The sequence below is a fragment of the Plantibacter sp. genome, from assembly GCF_059073635.1.
Genome location: NZ_JCACOF010000010.1, coordinates 163,308 through 178,513 on the forward strand (window position 1 = coordinate 163,308; position 15,206 = coordinate 178,513).

The window sequence follows — 15,206 nt, forward strand, 5'->3', positions numbered from 1 at the left end:
CCGAACATCCGCGGTGGGTGGTCACACGTGAGTATGCCGGGTCGCGCATGCGTCGCCGGGTACAGTCGTGCGCATGGCCGATGAGGAGCAGACGCAGCGACGCGCCCAGGAACCCTCCGACCAGACCACGGTCGAACCGTCGACGGACGACACGGTGTCCACGCCCTCGAAACCCGGTGTCGTCTACTACTTCGGACGAGCCGTCCTGAACACGACGGCGAAGCTGCTCTACCGCCCCAAGATCATCGGCCGGAAGAACGTCCCGAAGCGTGGGCCGGTCATCCTGGCGAGCAACCACCTCTCGTTCATCGACAGCATCGCGATCCCGATCAGCGCGCCACGACGGGTGCAGTTCCTGGCGAAGTCCGATTACTTCACCGGACGCGGTCTGAAGGGCTGGGTCTCGCGCACCTTCTTCACCTCGATCGGCGCGGTCGGGGTCGAACGTGGCGTCGGGCAGGCGGCGCAGGAGGCGCTCGACCAGGGACGCCGGATCCTCGAGAGCGGCGAGGCCTTCGCCATCTACCCCGAGGGCACCCGGTCGCTCGACGGACGGTTGTACCGCGGCAGGACCGGTGTCGCCTGGCTGGCACTCACCACGGGCGCGACGGTCGTCCCGGTGGGCCTCATCGGCACCGACGACCTCATGCCGGTGGGCACCACGATCCCGAAGTTCAAACCGGTCACGGTGATCTTCGGTGAACCCATCGACGTGAGCCACCATGGCCCGGCGACCTCAGGACGCGCCAGACGCAAGGCGACGGACGAGATCATGGCGGCGATCCACGCCCTCACTGGCCAGGAGCTCGCGAACGCCTACAACGAGTCGCCGCCCGCCGACACCGTCGAGCGCATCAAGCGCGCCTTCCGCCCGGAACGGCTCTGAGCCGCGGCGTCGGTCCACTCCTCAGGTGGTCGTCGCGACGACGATCGTCGGTTCATGACGGACCGGGAAGTTCACCGAGTTGGCGATGAAGCACAGCTCGTTCGCGCGGGCGTGTCCTGCGCGCGCCGCCTCGACCATCGACGCATCGGCGACCGTGACCTGCGGACGCAGGACCACCTCCGTGAACGCACCGCTGCCCGCGCCGTCCTCGACCATGGTCCCGACGGCGTCGTCCGTGTAGGCCGTCACCACGACACCGAGGGTCACGGCGACGTGCAGGTAGGACAGGAGATGGCACTGGGCGAGGGCCGCGAGGAGCAGCTCCTCGGGGTTCCATCGACCCGGGTCGCCGCGGAACGGTTTGTCGGCCGAGCCCTCGAGGTCGTGCTTCCCGGCGGCCGTCACCGTGAGCTCCCGGGAGTAGTCCCGGTACCCGCTCGTGCCCGTCCCGAGGTCTCCGTCCCAGCGGACGCCGATGGTGTAGTCGTGGTGGCCCGTGATCATGCCACCAGTATCCCACTGGCCTCCCCACCGCGGCCCGCGTTCGCGGCCCCGCTGTCGGGAGGTCGCGCTACGCTGGAGGACTATGACTGACACGCTCGACACCACGGACCAGACGACCGCCTCCGCCCCCAGCGTGACGCAGGAGCGTCGCATCGTGACGGCCGTCCCGGGCCCGCGCTCGCAGGCGCTGCACGCCCGCCGGACCGCGGTCGTGTCCGATGGCGTGTCGAGTGTCCTCCCGGTGTACATCGAGCGCGCGCACGGCGCGATCGTCGTCGACGTCGACGGCAACCAGTTCATCGACCTCGGTGCCGGTATCGGCGTCACCACCATCGGCCACACGGAGTCCTCCGTGGTCGGCGCCGTCCAGGACCAGGCGGCCGACGTCCTGCACACCCTGTTCACGATCACCCCCTACGAGGAGTACGTGCGCGTCGCGGAGCTGCTCGCCGAGCACACCCCGGGCGACTTCGCGAAGAAGTCGGTGCTCGTGAACTCGGGCGCCGAGGCGGTCGAGAACGGCGTGAAGATCGCTCGCAAGTACACCGGTCGGCGGGCTGTCGCGGTGCTCGACCACGGCTACCACGGTCGCACCAACCTGACCATGGCGATGAACTACAAGGCCGCCCCCTACGCGACCGGCTACGGTCCGTTCGCCGGCGACGTCTACCACGCCCCCAACTCCTACCCCTACCACGACGGCCTGTCCGGAGCTGCGGCTGCGGCCCGCACCATCGCCTACCTCGAGAAGCGCATCGGTGCCACCGACCTCGCATGCCTCGTCGTCGAGCCGATCCAGGGCGAGGGCGGCTTCGTCGTCCCCGCGGAGGGCTACCTCCCCGCGCTCCAGGAGTGGTGCACGGCCAACGGCGTCGTGTTCATCGCCGACGAGATCCAGAGCGGCATGGCGCGCACCGGCGAGTACTTCGCGAGCTCGCACTTCGGCCTCGTCCCCGACCTCGTGCTGAGCGCGAAGGGCATCGCCGGCGGTCTGCCGCTCGCGGCGGTCACGGGGCGCGCCGAGATCATGGACGCCAGCCAGCCCGGCGGGCTCGGCGGCACCTTCGGCGGTAACCCCGTCGCGTGTGCCGCGTCGGTCGCGGTCTTCGAGTCGATCGAGTCCCGTGGACTCCTGGCCGAAGCGGATCGCATCGGTGCCACCCTGACGGCGGCGCTGCTCGAGCTCCAGGGCAAGTACGACATCATCGGCGACGTCCGCGGCATCGGCGCGATGATCGCGATGGAACTCGTCCAGCCGGGTACCGCCTCGACGACGAAGGAGCCCAACCCGGCCGCCGTCAGCGCCATCGCCGCAGCCGCCGCGCAGCAGGGCGTGCTCGTCCTCACCGCCGGCACCTACGGCAACGTCCTCCGCTTCCTCCCGAGCCTCGCCGTCTCCGACGAGCTCATCGCGGACGCGATGACGGTCATCGATCAGGCGCTCGCAGCACTGTGAGCACGACGGTCCCCCAGACCTTCCGCGTCGCGGACGCGGTGGAGTTGGCCGTCGTCGAGCGCAGCGGCTTCATCGAGTCACGACACGCCGGATCGGCGATCGTCCTCGGGCCCGAGGGCGAGGTCCTCGCGAGCCTCGGAGCACCGGACGCACCGGTCTTCCCCCGCTCGTGCCTCAAGCCCTTCCAGGCGATCACGATCATGAACGCCGGGGTGTCCCTCGAGGGCGCTCAGGCCGTGCTCGCGACCGCGAGCCATGCGGGCACCCGGAAGCACGTCCAGGTCGTGCGCAGTATGCTCGGCCGGGCTCGGATCGAAGACTCGGCGTTGCAGTGCCCGGCCGATTGGCCCGGTGATCGCGCGTCCCGCGACGAGCTGGTCCGGGACGGCCTCGGCACGAGCCCCCTGTACATGAACTGCTCCGGGAAGCACGCGGCCATGCTGCTCGCCTGCGCGCAGAACGGGTGGGACCAGGCGACGTACCTCGAGCCCGACCATCCGTTGCAGCTCGCCGTCCGCGACACCGTCGAGCGCTTCACCGGCGAGAAGCCCGCCGCGAGCGGGGTCGACGGCTGCGGGGCGCCGGTGTACGCGATCTCCCTGACCGGACTCGCACGTGGCATCGGACGCGTCGTCAACTCCTCCCCCACCTCGCCGTTCGCCCTGTACCGGAACGCCGGGCTGCTCACGGCGGCGGTGCTCGCCAACGGCTGGGCACTCGACGGACCCGGCCGGGCGAACACGCTCGTCATCGAACGCCTCGGCCTGTTCGCGAAGCTCGGTGCGGAAGGCGTGATGGTCATGTCGGCACCCGGCGGCGCGACCGTCGCGCTCAAGGTCCTCGACGGCTCGCTCCGGGCGTCGACGATCGTCGCCCTCCGACTGCTCGTCTCGGTCGGAGCGCTCGATGCGGCCGCCGTCGACGCCCTCGAACCGGAACTCGACCTGGCCATCCACGGCGGAGCCGCCGTCGTCGGCCGGATCGCCGTCACCGCGGTCTGACCGCCCGGCCGACAGCCTCGGCCGCTTCGGGTCAGGAGCCGAGCAGGTCCACACGCATCGCCTCCTGTCCGGCCCGCCACCACCAGGCACGGCCGCTCGCATAGCCGAGGAGCGGCGGGAGTTCACGGCTCCTGGTCACCTGCCGGAAGTCGGCGGCGGAGCAGCCGTGGACCACCAGGTCGGCACCGGCGGTGCTCGGCGGAAGGTCTCGCCCGACGACCAACCGGCCCGACAGCCACGTCTCGGGGTCGACGAGGACGACGATCGCGGCGTCGTCCTCCAGGACGTCGCTCTCGATGCCCGCGACGCCCGCGAGCGGTGCGGACGGGAACAGGTGCGCTGCCGGTTCGATGAGCCGCACGCGTCGCTCCGTCCCGGTCGAGCGCTGCAGCATCGCCCGGACCGCTCCGGTCGCGCGCGTGACGATGACGGTCGCGCGTTGCCGGGCTCGGCCGCCAGCGGTGGACCCCGGGCGCAGAGGACGGTGACGCCGGCGACGGTGGAGCGAGCGCGATCTGCACTTCCGAGTCCTGCCAGTGCGCGCGGCCGGCGGGTCGGCGTGGATCGAAGCAGGAGGCGGGTGCGCCGGCGACGAGATGATCCTGCCGATCGGCGAGGCGGAGGACGAGCGTGCTGCTCAGCTGAGCCGAGAACCGGTGGACCACACCACCGAGCCGGGAGGCGACGAGGACGACGCTGATCCCGCGGCGTCCCCCGTCTCGAAGCAGGCCGAGCAGTGCATCGCGGAGGGCGGCGCCGTGCTCGTCCCCGGCGGTCGCGAGGAGCGACTCCACGTCGTCGACCAGCAGGAGGGTGCGCTCGGTCGGGCGGAGCGGATCCGACAGCGCCATGACGGTGTCCCAGGCCTGCTCGGCATCCTGGCCGACGCGCTCCACGCGGAAGCGATCGCGCGCGCCGACCTCGAGCGTGTCCAGCAGGGTCGTTCGACCGGAACGTCCGGTGCCGAGCACCAGCAGCGAGCCGTCGTGCTCCGGACACCACACCGCGGGGCGTTGTGCCTGCTCCTCGGGGAGGTCCGCGAGGCCGAACACGATGCCCTCCCCGGGAGGACAGTCGACACCGGTGCTCTCCGAGCCTCCGGCACGTCCCGCCTCGATCGCCGAGACAGCGCTCAAGGCCAGGCGTGCCGGCAGGGGGTCGAGCCATGGTCGCCGAGGTGCAGGCGCGTCGCGCCAGCGCTCACGGACCGCGAGGATGTCGTCGGACGTGGTGACCGCGGACTGGAACACGAGTCGTCGGTCGCCGTTCCAGACGATGCAGCGGCCCGGTGTTCCGGCCGGGATCGCGGCCGCATCGGGCACACCGAGGATCGCGGCGCTGTCGGGGCGCGAGGTGACCCGGAGCGAGAGGCGGAGCGTGCAGTTCGCGAGGATGGCGTCGGCGGCGACCGCCGCAGGACGCTGACTGCAGAGGATCAGATGCAGGCCGAGTGATCGCCCGCGGGCCGCGAGGTCGGCGAACACCTGATGGAGGTGCGGGCTCGCGTCGAGCAGTGCCTGGAACTCGTCGACGACGACGACGAGCCGTGCCGGGCGATGCTCCGGCAGGAGCACGGGGTCGAGCAGGTGCCGCGCCCCGTGTCCGGCGAGCACACGCTCGCGGTGGCGCAGCTCGGCACGCAGACTCGACACGACGCGGTCCGCCGCTCCCGGTTCGAGGTCGGTCACCATCCCGACCACGTGCGGCAGGGTCTCCACCGCTTGGAAGGAGGCGCCGCCCTTGCAGTCGACGAGGAGCAGGGAGAGCTCCTGCGGCGAGCACTGCGCGGCGAGAGCCGTGATCCAGGTGATGAGCAGCTCGCTCTTGCCGCTCCCGGTCGTGCCGCCGACCAGTGCATGGGGTCCGTCCGCTCCGAGGTCCAGCAGCTGCACGCCCTCGACGCCGGTGCCGACGGCGACCCGGAGCGCATCGGGCCGCCAGTCGGATCCCGCCGACGGGCGACGGCCCCGCACCGGATGCACCTGCGCGAAGGCGACGTCGGTCGGCAGACTCGAGAGGGTCGGGGACTCCCCCGTCGTGAGTGCGGCGGCGGTGAGCGCCCCGACGACGTGTTCCGCCTCGGCCTCCGCGAGCAGGGTTGGCGACACCGGCACGGACGAGGAGGCGCCGGTACCGTCGGCGAGGACGGTCTGGCCGTCGGTATCGAGGACGAGCAGGTGTCGGCAGCGGGTGGGGATGAGCTCGACGGTGTCGGACAGGGCGACGAGTACACCGCCGGTCGGCGGGCGTCCTCCCGATCGCCCCGCGGCGGACCCGACCGCTTCCCAGCGTTCGACGACCGAGACGAGGGTCGGCTCCGCCGTTCGCCCACCGGGCATCGGGTCGGCGGGGTCCGAGACCGCACGGTGCGGGAGGTCCTCGAGGAACGCCCAGGTGCGGTCGTCGGGAGCCGCGGGCTCACCGGAGAACTGCGCTGCCTGCGGCGGGAGCTGTCGGGCGAGCTGCAGGAGGATGCTGCGGGCCACCGCGCGCGCGAACACCTTCCCACCGACGATGCCGATCCCCTCGACCGCGTCGACCACGACCGGCGCCTCGGACAGCCGTGCCGCCCACTCCCATCGGTCGTCGTCCGCCCCCGCGTCCACTCGGACGGCACTCCTCGTCTCCCCTCGCCCGACGCAGACGAGCGTGCGGCGGGCCTCCGGTACCCGCCACCTGGCACGATCGGGTCCGTCGATGACCTCGAGGAGCCGACCGGCAGGGTGGAGTGCTCGCAGTTCCTCGCGTTCCTCGACGTGTGCTCGCGCGATGTCCTGCTCCAGCTCCTGCGCCGCAGCGTCATACGCCGCGCGCGCCCGCCGTCCGCGCCGACGTCTGGTCCAGCGTGCGTCGATGTAGCCGGCGACGGCGATGAGGGGCCCGAGCGCGGCGAAGACGAGGGTCACGGGTGAGCCGGTGATCGCGAACAGGGCGACCGACCCGACGACCGGGGCGAGACTTGCGAGGATCGGGAGCGACCCGGTGGGCGGCTCTGCCGGCGGGCTGGGGGCACGGAGGCGGGCCGGCGTCGTCGCGGGCCGGTGCGAGGTGGTCGCGGAGGGCGTCACGTCCGAAGGGCTCATGGCTCCAGTGGAGCACCCTGCGGCCCTGACCGGCTGACGGGACGATCCGACCGGGCGCGAAGCCCGCGCGAGCAGCGGCTGTGGAGCGGGCTCAGGAGGCGGGCTGCTCGACGCTCTCGTCGACCGCCGCGATGTCGAGCACGATGACCGAGACGTTGTCGCGTCCGCCGTTGTCGAGGGCGGCACGCAGGAGGAGTTCGGCCGCGTCGACCGGCGTGGCCCCCTCCGTCAGGAAGTACCAGATCCCGTGGTCGGTGAGTTCCTTCGTGAGCCCGTCCGAGCAGACGAGCCATCGGGCACCGGTCTCGATCGGGAAGAGCTCGACGTCAGGTACGGGGTCGTCCGACGGTCCGACGGCCCGGGTGATCATGTTGCTGTTCGGGTGGAACTCCGCCTCCTCCGGGCTGATCGCTCCCGCGCGGATCAGCTCCTGGACGATCGAGTGGTCTTCGGTGACCTGAACCAGCTCGCCGTCCTGCAGCCGGTACACCCTGGAGTCGCCGATGTTGAAGACCGCGACGCGACCCTCGCCCTCGTCGGCCGTCAGCACGACACCGGTGACGGTGGTGCCCATGCCGAGTTCGCCCTCCTCCGCGGTGTCGATCATGTCCGCGACGGCCATGCGCAGCGCGTCGACGAGGCCGTCGACGGTGAGGATCTCGGCTCCCTCGGTGGCCTTGGTCAGGCGGTGCGCGACCGCGGCACTCGCGACCTCGCCGGCGGAGTGCCCACCCATGCCGTCGGCCACGGCGAACACGGGAGGGAGCGCCACGAAGGCGTCCTCGTTCAACTCGCGTCGCTTGCCGACATCGGTCATGCCGGCCCACGCGAGTGAGACTCGACGCCCGCCGGGCAGCGTGACGATCCGTTGCCCGTGCTCGGTCACGTCTGCTCCTCTAATACGGCTGGCGGTGGCTGATGCACCCTCGACGATAGTACGGTACCGGCCGACCGCAGGACCGCCCCACCCGGCTCGGCGGATTCCGTCCGGGGATCGGCGACGACGGATCCGGACGCCGGGGTCGGTCGGTCCTGCGGATCCGCTTGCCGCGACCCGTCCACGCTGTCATGATCGACGCATGACACGAGCGAGCTCCGATGCACCGGCGAAGGCGGCGCCGCCCGACGACACCTCGAAGGCGATCATCGAGCAGCTCCAGACCGACGGACGCCGCTCCTACGCCGAGATCGGGAAGGCCGTCGGACTCAGCGAGGCCGCGGTGCGGCAACGGGTGCAGAAGCTCACGGAGTCCGGCGTCATCCAGATCGTCGCGGTGACCGACCCGATGCAGCTCGGTTTCACCCGACAGGCGATGATCGGCGTCCGGGTGACCGGTGACACCCGCGTGGTCGCGGACCGCCTGTCCGCGTTGTCGGCCGTCGACTACGTCGTCCTGACCGCCGGCTCCTTCGACCTGCTGGTCGAAGTGGTCTGCGAGGACGACGAGGAACTGATCGCGCTGCTGAACGACGAGATCCGCACCGTCGACGGTGTCTCCGGAACGGAGACCTTCGTCTACCTGCGCCTGCACAAGCAGCTCTACGACTGGGGCACCCGCTAGAGGGGATCCCCGCACCGGCGCAAGCCGTCCCCAGTATCACGTTCCGCCACCCCCGACAGAGGTACGCTCAACCCATGCCCGCGAAGCCGATCGGAGAACGGACTCCCCCGTCCGGCCCGTCGGCGTCGGGTGACACCGCCTCGGCACCCGGTCTCGCGGACACCGGGCCCACGAGAACGGGCCCGCACGCGGTCGAGGTCCCACGACGCGTCGGCCGGATGACCGGCTACAGCGCCTTCCCACAGCTGCTCTTCGGCCTGGCGGTCGTCGCCATCCTCTTCGCCACGCTCCTGTTCCAGGGCGTCGACGACAACTCCGTCCTCTTCTACATCGGGGTGATCCTGGCGTTCATCGCGACGGCGCTCGCGCCGATCGTGCCGTGGCACCAGGTGCCGCGGCTCCTCATCGCGCTCCCGATCCTCGACATCATCGCCATCGCGCTCATCCGGCAAGGCGAACCCCTGATCGGCGCGGGACTCCTCTGGGTCTTCCCGACCATCTGGATGGCGACGGCCTTCGGCCTCGCAGGTGCCGTGACCGCCATCGTGCTCGTCTGCACGTCGAGCTGGTCATCCCTCGCGATGACCCCGGGGGACATCACCATCGCCAACCTGCCGGCGCTCGTCATCCTGCCCACGGTCCTCGCGTTCGTCGCCGTCTCCACCGCGATGACCGCGAAGCGGACGGAGGCGCAGCGCGTGCTGCTGAACAAGCAGGCCGGACAGCTCGAGACCGCCCTGGGGCGTGCACAGGACCAGGAGAGCCGCCTCGCGGAGATCCTGAACGCCGTGAACTTCGGCGTCGTCCGCTTCGACCGCATCGGAGCCCGGGCGATGGTCAACCGGTTCCAGACGCGGCTGCAGGACGAGGTCGGCGAGCTGTCCGACGTCAATCCCGCACTCCCGGTGTGGGCCGAGGACGGACTGACCCTCCTCCAGCCGCAGGACAAGCCGTACATCCGTGCACGCCGTGGTGAGGAGTTCGAGAACCTCACGGTGTGGCTCGGCGCCCCCGGTACCGAGCGGATCGCCCTCGCCCTCACCTCCCGCCGCCTCTACGACCACGAGGGCGGCTACGACGGCACGGTGCTCGTCTCACGCAACGTCACGAGCGAGATCAACGCGATCCGCGCCAGGGACGACCTCGTGGCCTCCGTGTCGCACGAGCTCCGGACGCCGCTGACGTCGATCCTCGGGTACCTCGACCTCGCGCTCGACGACCCGGGGCTCCCACCGCGGGTCGCGAAGCAGCTCACGATCGCCCAGACGAACGGCGATCGACTCCTCGAACTCATCGCGGACATCCTCGCAGCCTCCCGCGACGTGAACCGGACCATGGTGCTCGAACGCTCCGAGTGCGAGCTCCGGGAGATCGTCGACCGCTCGGTCGAGTCGTTGGCGCACGTGGCCGCCGAACGGAGCATCACCATCGTGCGCCACGACGAGGAGGCCGTGCCGTTGTTCGCCGACCCGTTCCGCCTCCGGCAGGTCGTCGACAACCTGCTCTCGAACGGCATCAAGTACAACCGGGACGGCGGCGAGCTGAGCGTCGGTGTCACCGCGGAGGGCGACACCGCCTGGGTCATCGTGCGGGACACCGGCATCGGCATCTCCGAGGAGGACCAACCGAAGCTCTTCGAGCGGTTCTTCCGCTCCGACCTCGTCCGCAACTCCACGGTGCACGGCAGCGGTCTCGGCCTCGCGATCAGTCGGGACATCGTCCGTCTGCACGGCGGCGACCTCACCGTCCACAGCGTGCTCGGTGAGGGCACGACCGCGGTCGTCCGTATTCCGAGAGGCGGGACCGAATGACCTTCGACAGCCAGACCGTCGCGGTGATCAACGCGCTCGTCATCTTCGTCTGCGGCGCGACGTTCATCGTCAACACCTTCATGCGGAAGGACGACGCGAGCGGGAGGGTGTGGTCCGTGTCCTACATGGCCGGGATGTTCACCAGCTTCTCCTACGTCGTCAGCGCCCTGAGCCAGGAGGCCTGGTGGGCGATCGCCGCCGGGAACGGTGGATACGTGCTGAGCATCGCCGCCCTGTGGTCCGGCGCGCGGCTCTTCAACGGCAAATCGAGTCTGCTCTGGGTCTCACTCATCGGGACGGCGGTCACGATCGTCGCCGCGCTCGCCGCCGGGCCCTCGGGAGGCCCCTGGGCGGGCGCGCCTGCGACGTTCCTCTGCATCGCCCTCTTCGCGGGCCTCGGCGCGGCTGAGACGCTCGTCGGCGCGATGCGGGACAACCCGACCACCCGTGGCTTCACCATCGTGCTCGGCATCGCGTCGGCGTTCTTCGCGGCTCGGCTGGTCGCACTCCTCGTGGAGGGGCCGGACGGTTCGTTGTTCACGACGCTCTTCGGGACCGTGGCCGCCTCGCTGCTGCTCATCGCGCTCCTCATCGTCGCGACCGTGGTGCTCTCGGTCCTGCGGGCCGAGCGCGCCGCACCCGCCAGCCGACGGCACGGGAGCATCGTCGCGTACACGGGCGACGACGTCCTCCTCCAGGAGTCCTTCGTCCGGATCGTCGACGACTGGCTGGAACGGGCGAACTTCCATGACGAGCAGCTCGCGATCCTCCACGTCCGGCTCGACGACCTCGATGAGATGAAGACGGCGTTCGGAGCGGCGTTCAGCAGTGAGGTCGCCGAGGGGTTCATCTCCTCGGTCCGTCGGTACGGTCCGACGCTCTCCGACATCGGCGAGGACGGCGCGGGGTGTCTCCTGATCGCGACCCCCGCAACGGACGCCGACGTCGCGCTCCAGGCGGCCAAGGGCATCCAGGACGGCCTGCTCGACCACCCCGTCGAGACCACGCCGCGCCTGCGCCCGACGGCCAGCATCGGGATCGCTCTGACCGACTACCTCGGGTACGACGTCGCCGTCCTCACGCGTGCCGCCAGCGACGCCAGCCTGCGTGCCGCAGCGTCCGGCGGGAACCGCACGGTCCTCGCCTCGTCGTCGCCGACGGGCCGCTGACGGATCGGATCGAGCTCGGTCAGGCGGGCGGGGCGATCGCGATGGTGAGGGTGTCCACCGCAGTCTGCTTCGCATATTCGGCGGACGTCGGCGTCGCCTGCACCAGCAGCTCGTAGGTGATCGTCAAGGTGACGCCGGTCGCGGCGCTGTCCACCTCGGGGAGGACGAACGTCTGGCTGTAGCTGTACGGCGCCTTGATGAGGTACCCCGGTGCCACCGTCGACTGGTCGGTGAACGGGGCAGGCGACTCCAGCTGCCCCTTCGGTCCGTGGACGGTCGTGGTGAGCGTCACCCGCGAGAGATAGAGCGCCTGGAGGTCGTCGGGGTTGAGCACGCCGCTGAGCGAGAAGCTCACCGGTTTGTTGACGTCCGCGGTCCACGCGTCCATCGACAGTGTGGACCAGTAGTCGACCGTGAGGGTGGCGGAGCCCGCCGTGAGCGTGTGCTTGGCACTCCCGCTCGCGAGTTCGTTGGTGATCGCACTCACCGTCGGCCTCGGCGTCTTCGACACGCGCGGCGAGCTGGTCGGCTGCGCGCCCGGCTCCTCCCACGGAGGCGTCCCGCAGGCGCTCAGCCCGAGGACGAGCGCGGCGGCGGTCGCGGCCTGGAGGGCGTGCCTGACGTGCCGGTTCCGGACCGGGCTTGGGTGGTTCGACATGAGGCTCCTGGCGGGTGTCGGAGGGATGATCGAGTGACCCTCGAGGGTCCGTATGACCCACGAACTGGGGCCAGCGCGAATCTTGAGGAAATCCTGAGCCGACGCTATCGCATTCACGCGCGAAAGCCGCGCCCAACGCGGCAGAGTTGCAACTGCAGCGCGAACCGTTGCACTCGACCCACTCGGAACAGGACCCCTGATGTCAGAACTCGAAGCGCGACCGGACAGCTCTCGGCCCAACGCCCAGCAGCCTGACCCTCGGTACATTCAGACGCAGCCGCTTCTCGCGCCCGAACTTGAAGCGTATGCCAACGAATTCATCGACTCGGTCAACTCGCTCCCCGAGTACCGCGCGACCATCGGGTGCATCATCCCCGCCTACAACGAGGAGGAGTCGCTGCCGGCGGTGCTCGCGTCCCTCCTCGAGCAGACGCGGATGCCCGATGTGATCCACGTGGTCATCAACAACACCACGGACCGGTCGGTCGACGTCGCCGCGCCCTACGCCGGCCCGCACTCCCGGGTCGACGAGGACGGCTACGAGCAGTTCACCGAGGTGTTCATCCACGACATCGGGAAGAACCCCGACAAGAAGGTGGGCGCGCTCAACTACGGCTTCACGCTCGTCGAAGGCTACGACTACCTGCTCGGTGTCGACGGTGACACGGTCGCCGACCCGACCGCGATCGAGTCGCTCGAAGCCGAGATCGTCTCGGACAGTCGCATCGGCGGCATCTCCGCGATCTTCTCGATCGACGACGAGCCGTTCAAGAAGCAGCTCGTCCCGGCGTTCCTCATCGCCGGCCAGCGCACGCAGTTCGCCGCGTTCAACATGCAGAACATGCTCCGAGGCCGCAACATGGCCGTGCTCGGCGGGCAGTACTCGATCTTCTCCGTCCAGGCCCTGCGCGACGCCATGGAGCAGAACCACCAGTCCACCCCGTGGGTCAAGGACTCCGAGGTGGAGGACTCGCTCCTGTCGCTGCAGATCAAGAGCGCCGGCTACCTCACGAAGATCAGCGCCCGCGCCCGTGCCGACGTCGGTGGGATGACCACGGTCCGCTCCCTCGACGCCCAGCAGGTCAAGTGGAACTACGGCGCGATCGAGCTCATGTGGCCCGGCCAGCGCGGCGACACCAAGGGGCAGCCGTTCCACCCGAACCTCCGACTGCGGTGGCTCGAGAACGCGGAGATGCTCCTCAACATCGTCACGCGCATCCTCTTCGTCGTGCTGCTCGCCGGTTCGCTGTCGATCCACGCCTTCGTGTTCAGCCCCGTGTGGCTCATCCCGCCGCTGGTCGCCATCTTCCTCAACCTGCGCATCGCGCTGTCGATGAAGAAGCGGAACGCCCGCGACATCCTCTTCGCGGTCCTCATCTTCCCAGCCGAGTTCTACATGTGGATCCGCATGGGCCACTTCATCCGTGCCTGGTCGAAGTTCGCGTCGAACAAGAAGGTCGACAACTGGGCCGAGCAGGCGAAGGCAGAACGCGGCTCGGGCAACGCGCACCTCGCGCCGCTCCTGTTCGTCCTCGCCGCCATCATCGCGATCGTCGCCGCCTGGACCCAGCTCTCCCCCGTCGTCCAGTCCACGATCCTCTGGGCGGGCTGGCCGGTCCTCGGCGTCATCACCGTGCTGCAGACGCTCAGCATGTTCGGCAAGCTCATCCGTCGTCAGCGCGGCTACCGCGTGTGACGTCCCCCGACCCGGGCACGGTCGACGCCGACGAACTGCGCAGGTTGCTCCGAGAACTCTCGGGCGACCTGCGCAGTCGTCGTCGGTTCGTCCAGACCTACGTCGAGATGTGGCCCACCCGTCTGGCACGTCTGGGAGCGGCGCTCGACGCGCATGACACCGACGAGTCCAAGGTCGTCCTCCTCAGCATCCGCTCCTCCAGCGTCATGCTGGGCGTGATCGGGGTGGCCGGACTCGCGAGTGCCGGTCTCCAGGCGATCGAGCTGGGGCGACTCGAACGCGCACGCGAGATCCACACCGCCCTCCAGGAGGTCGGCCGCCGCAGCTGCGAACGACTGCTCGAACTCGACGCGGCAGACGCAGCGGAATCCTGAGCTCCGTCCACCAGGCGTCGTTGGTCGCCGGCGAGGCTCCGTCGCGGTCGGGACCGCGGTGGTCTCAGTCGTCGGAGGTCATGCGGTAGCCGACGCCGCGCACCGTCTCGATGAACCGCGGGGCCACGGTGCTGTCCGCGAGCTTCCGTCGCAGGTTGGCGAGATGCACCTCGATCGCACGCTTGTCGGCTTCGCTGACGTAGTAGGCCGTGATGTAGCTCTCGCCACGGAGCATGAGCGCGAGGTCCGCCTTGCTGCGCACTCGACGGCGGGACTCCATCAGTGCCTGCAACAGGTCGAACTCGCTCCGCGTGAGGTCGACCTCGGTGCCGTCGACCTCGACGATGCGGGTGGCCGAGCTGAGCTTCAGACCGCGGTGGACGAGCCACCCCTCGCCGTCGTCGGGCGCTGCGGCAGCCGGTTGCATGATGATCGGGACGACCGACTGACCGACGGGAGCGGCATGACGCGCGACGGTCTCGTGGACGATCGTGGGGTCGGGCGACGACACCTGCTGCTGCAGCGGCGGAGTCGCGACCTGAGCGACGGGAGCCGGCGCGACCGCGGTCGGAGCCGGTTGCGCCGGTGCCGCCGCGGCGACGGCCGGAGCATCACCGTTCGCGCGAGGCCGACGCAGCATCGCCTCGATGCGGGCACGGAGCTCGCGCGGACGGAAGGGCTTGGTCATGTAGTCGTCGGCGCCGGAGTCGAGGCCCTGCAGGGTGTCGATCTCGTCGCCTCGGGCGGTCAGCATGACGATGTAGGTGGAGCTGATGGCGCGGATGCGCTTGGCAGCCTCGAAGCCGTCGATACCCGGCATGCTGACGTCGAGGGTCGTGACGAGGGGGTTGTGCCTCCGCACCGCCTCGACGCCGTCGAGACCGTTCGCAGCGGACACGGTCTCGAATCCGGCCTGCTCGAGAACGGTCTCGAGCAGTTGGCGGATGTCCGCGTCGTCTTCGATGACGACCGCGGTCCGACGTTCGCTCAGCTCTTCGGTCACGAT

Annotated in this window: 13 protein-coding genes; 8 read left to right on the plus strand and 5 right to left on the minus strand. The window is 70.0% G+C overall.

All coding sequences use genetic code 11. From position 1 onward, the window contains the following. Window positions 1-73: 73 nt before the first annotated feature. Window positions 74-886 (plus strand): lysophospholipid acyltransferase family protein, encoded by an 813-nt coding sequence (locus AC5JOC_RS13000; RefSeq protein ID WP_159879177.1) that lies wholly within the window; start codon window positions 74-76, stop codon window positions 884-886. A gap of 21 nt (window positions 887-907) precedes the next feature. Here AC5JOC_RS13000 and AC5JOC_RS13005 read toward each other — a convergent pair whose 3' ends face one another. Next, on the minus strand, window positions 908-1,390 hold the full coding sequence (locus tag AC5JOC_RS13005; RefSeq protein WP_086473942.1) for an OsmC family protein: 483 nt from the start codon (window positions 1,388-1,390) through the stop codon (window positions 908-910). Between the two features lie 82 nt (window positions 1,391-1,472). Here AC5JOC_RS13005 and gabT point away from each other — a divergent pair, with 82 nt between their 5' ends. Further along, complete coding sequence (gabT, locus tag AC5JOC_RS13010) at window positions 1,473-2,846, plus strand: 4-aminobutyrate--2-oxoglutarate transaminase (RefSeq protein WP_121291798.1); 1,374 nt, start codon at window positions 1,473-1,475, stop codon at window positions 2,844-2,846. Next, entirely contained in the window at window positions 2,843-3,847 is a 1,005-nt protein-coding gene (locus AC5JOC_RS13015; RefSeq protein ID WP_192006646.1) for an asparaginase, read from the plus strand. Before gabT ends, AC5JOC_RS13015 begins: the two co-directional genes overlap by 4 nt. Before the next feature lie 122 nt (window positions 3,848-3,969). On the opposite strand, the gene AC5JOC_RS13020 is transcribed toward AC5JOC_RS13015, so the two are convergent. Both AC5JOC_RS13020 and AC5JOC_RS13025 read right to left on the minus strand, forming a co-directional pair. Further along, the gene (locus AC5JOC_RS13020) at window positions 3,970-6,930 is read right to left on the minus strand and encodes an FtsK/SpoIIIE domain-containing protein (protein WP_494246536.1); all 2,961 of its coding nucleotides are present in this window, start codon (window positions 6,928-6,930) and stop codon (window positions 3,970-3,972) included. A gap of 91 nt (window positions 6,931-7,021) precedes the next feature. Next, on the minus strand, window positions 7,022-7,816 hold the full coding sequence (locus AC5JOC_RS13025) for a PP2C family protein-serine/threonine phosphatase (protein WP_229939081.1): 795 nt from the start codon (window positions 7,814-7,816) through the stop codon (window positions 7,022-7,024). 193 nt (window positions 7,817-8,009) lie between these two features. Here AC5JOC_RS13025 and AC5JOC_RS13030 point away from each other — a divergent pair, with 193 nt between their 5' ends. The 3 genes from AC5JOC_RS13030 to AC5JOC_RS13040 all read left to right on the plus strand — a co-directional run bounded on the left by AC5JOC_RS13030 (window position 8,010) and on the right by AC5JOC_RS13040 (window position 11,472). Beyond that, complete coding sequence (locus AC5JOC_RS13030) at window positions 8,010-8,492, plus strand: Lrp/AsnC family transcriptional regulator (RefSeq protein WP_064295326.1); 483 nt, start codon at window positions 8,010-8,012, stop codon at window positions 8,490-8,492. A gap of 74 nt (window positions 8,493-8,566) precedes the next feature. Then, complete coding sequence (locus AC5JOC_RS13035; RefSeq protein WP_159879183.1) at window positions 8,567-10,303, plus strand: sensor histidine kinase; 1,737 nt, start codon at window positions 8,567-8,569, stop codon at window positions 10,301-10,303. Then, window positions 10,300-11,472 carry a diguanylate cyclase domain-containing protein gene (locus AC5JOC_RS13040; protein WP_079707181.1) on the plus strand — a complete coding sequence of 391 codons (1,173 nt, stop codon included), beginning with the start codon at window positions 10,300-10,302 and terminating at the stop codon, window positions 11,470-11,472. The genes AC5JOC_RS13035 and AC5JOC_RS13040 overlap by 4 nt, the downstream gene beginning before the upstream one ends. 19 nt (window positions 11,473-11,491) lie before the next feature. On the opposite strand, the gene AC5JOC_RS13045 is transcribed toward AC5JOC_RS13040, so the two are convergent. Next, on the minus strand, window positions 11,492-12,130 hold the full coding sequence (locus tag AC5JOC_RS13045; protein WP_236555493.1) for a hypothetical protein: 639 nt from the start codon (window positions 12,128-12,130) through the stop codon (window positions 11,492-11,494). Between the two features lie 199 nt (window positions 12,131-12,329). Between AC5JOC_RS13045 and AC5JOC_RS13050 the strand changes: the two genes are divergently transcribed. Together AC5JOC_RS13050 and AC5JOC_RS13055 are read left to right on the plus strand one after the other, a co-directional pair. Beyond that, the gene (locus AC5JOC_RS13050) at window positions 12,330-13,826 is read left to right on the plus strand and encodes a glycosyltransferase family 2 protein (protein WP_079707182.1); all 1,497 of its coding nucleotides are present in this window, start codon (window positions 12,330-12,332) and stop codon (window positions 13,824-13,826) included. After that, complete coding sequence (locus AC5JOC_RS13055; RefSeq protein WP_137243289.1) at window positions 13,823-14,200, plus strand: hypothetical protein; 378 nt, start codon at window positions 13,823-13,825, stop codon at window positions 14,198-14,200. The genes AC5JOC_RS13050 and AC5JOC_RS13055 overlap by 4 nt, the downstream gene beginning before the upstream one ends. A 64-nt stretch (window positions 14,201-14,264) precedes the next feature. Here the strand turns inward: AC5JOC_RS13055 and AC5JOC_RS13060 are convergent, their stop codons facing one another. Beyond that, entirely contained in the window at window positions 14,265-15,203 is a 939-nt protein-coding gene (locus AC5JOC_RS13060) for a response regulator transcription factor (RefSeq protein ID WP_371742739.1), read from the minus strand. Window positions 15,204-15,206 lie beyond the last annotated feature (3 nt).

Excerpts from the sequence above, each read along its gene's own strand:
- AC5JOC_RS13000 (WP_159879177.1), top strand. The coding sequence starts at position 74 with ATGGCCGATGAGGAGCAGACGCAGCGACGCGCCCAGGAACCCTCCGAC.
- AC5JOC_RS13005 (WP_086473942.1), bottom strand. The coding sequence starts at position 1,390 with ATGATCACGGGCCACCACGACTACACCATCGGCGTCCGCTGGGACGGA.
- gabT (WP_121291798.1), top strand. The coding sequence starts at position 1,473 with ATGACTGACACGCTCGACACCACGGACCAGACGACCGCCTCCGCCCCC.
- AC5JOC_RS13020 (WP_494246536.1), bottom strand. The coding sequence starts at position 6,930 with ATGAGCCCTTCGGACGTGACGCCCTCCGCGACCACCTCGCACCGGCCC.
- AC5JOC_RS13030 (WP_064295326.1), top strand. The coding sequence starts at position 8,010 with ATGACACGAGCGAGCTCCGATGCACCGGCGAAGGCGGCGCCGCCCGAC.
- AC5JOC_RS13035 (WP_159879183.1), top strand. The coding sequence starts at position 8,567 with ATGCCCGCGAAGCCGATCGGAGAACGGACTCCCCCGTCCGGCCCGTCG.
- AC5JOC_RS13040 (WP_079707181.1), top strand. The coding sequence starts at position 10,300 with ATGACCTTCGACAGCCAGACCGTCGCGGTGATCAACGCGCTCGTCATC.
- AC5JOC_RS13045 (WP_236555493.1), bottom strand. The coding sequence starts at position 12,130 with ATGTCGAACCACCCAAGCCCGGTCCGGAACCGGCACGTCAGGCACGCC.
- AC5JOC_RS13050 (WP_079707182.1), top strand. The coding sequence starts at position 12,330 with ATGTCAGAACTCGAAGCGCGACCGGACAGCTCTCGGCCCAACGCCCAG.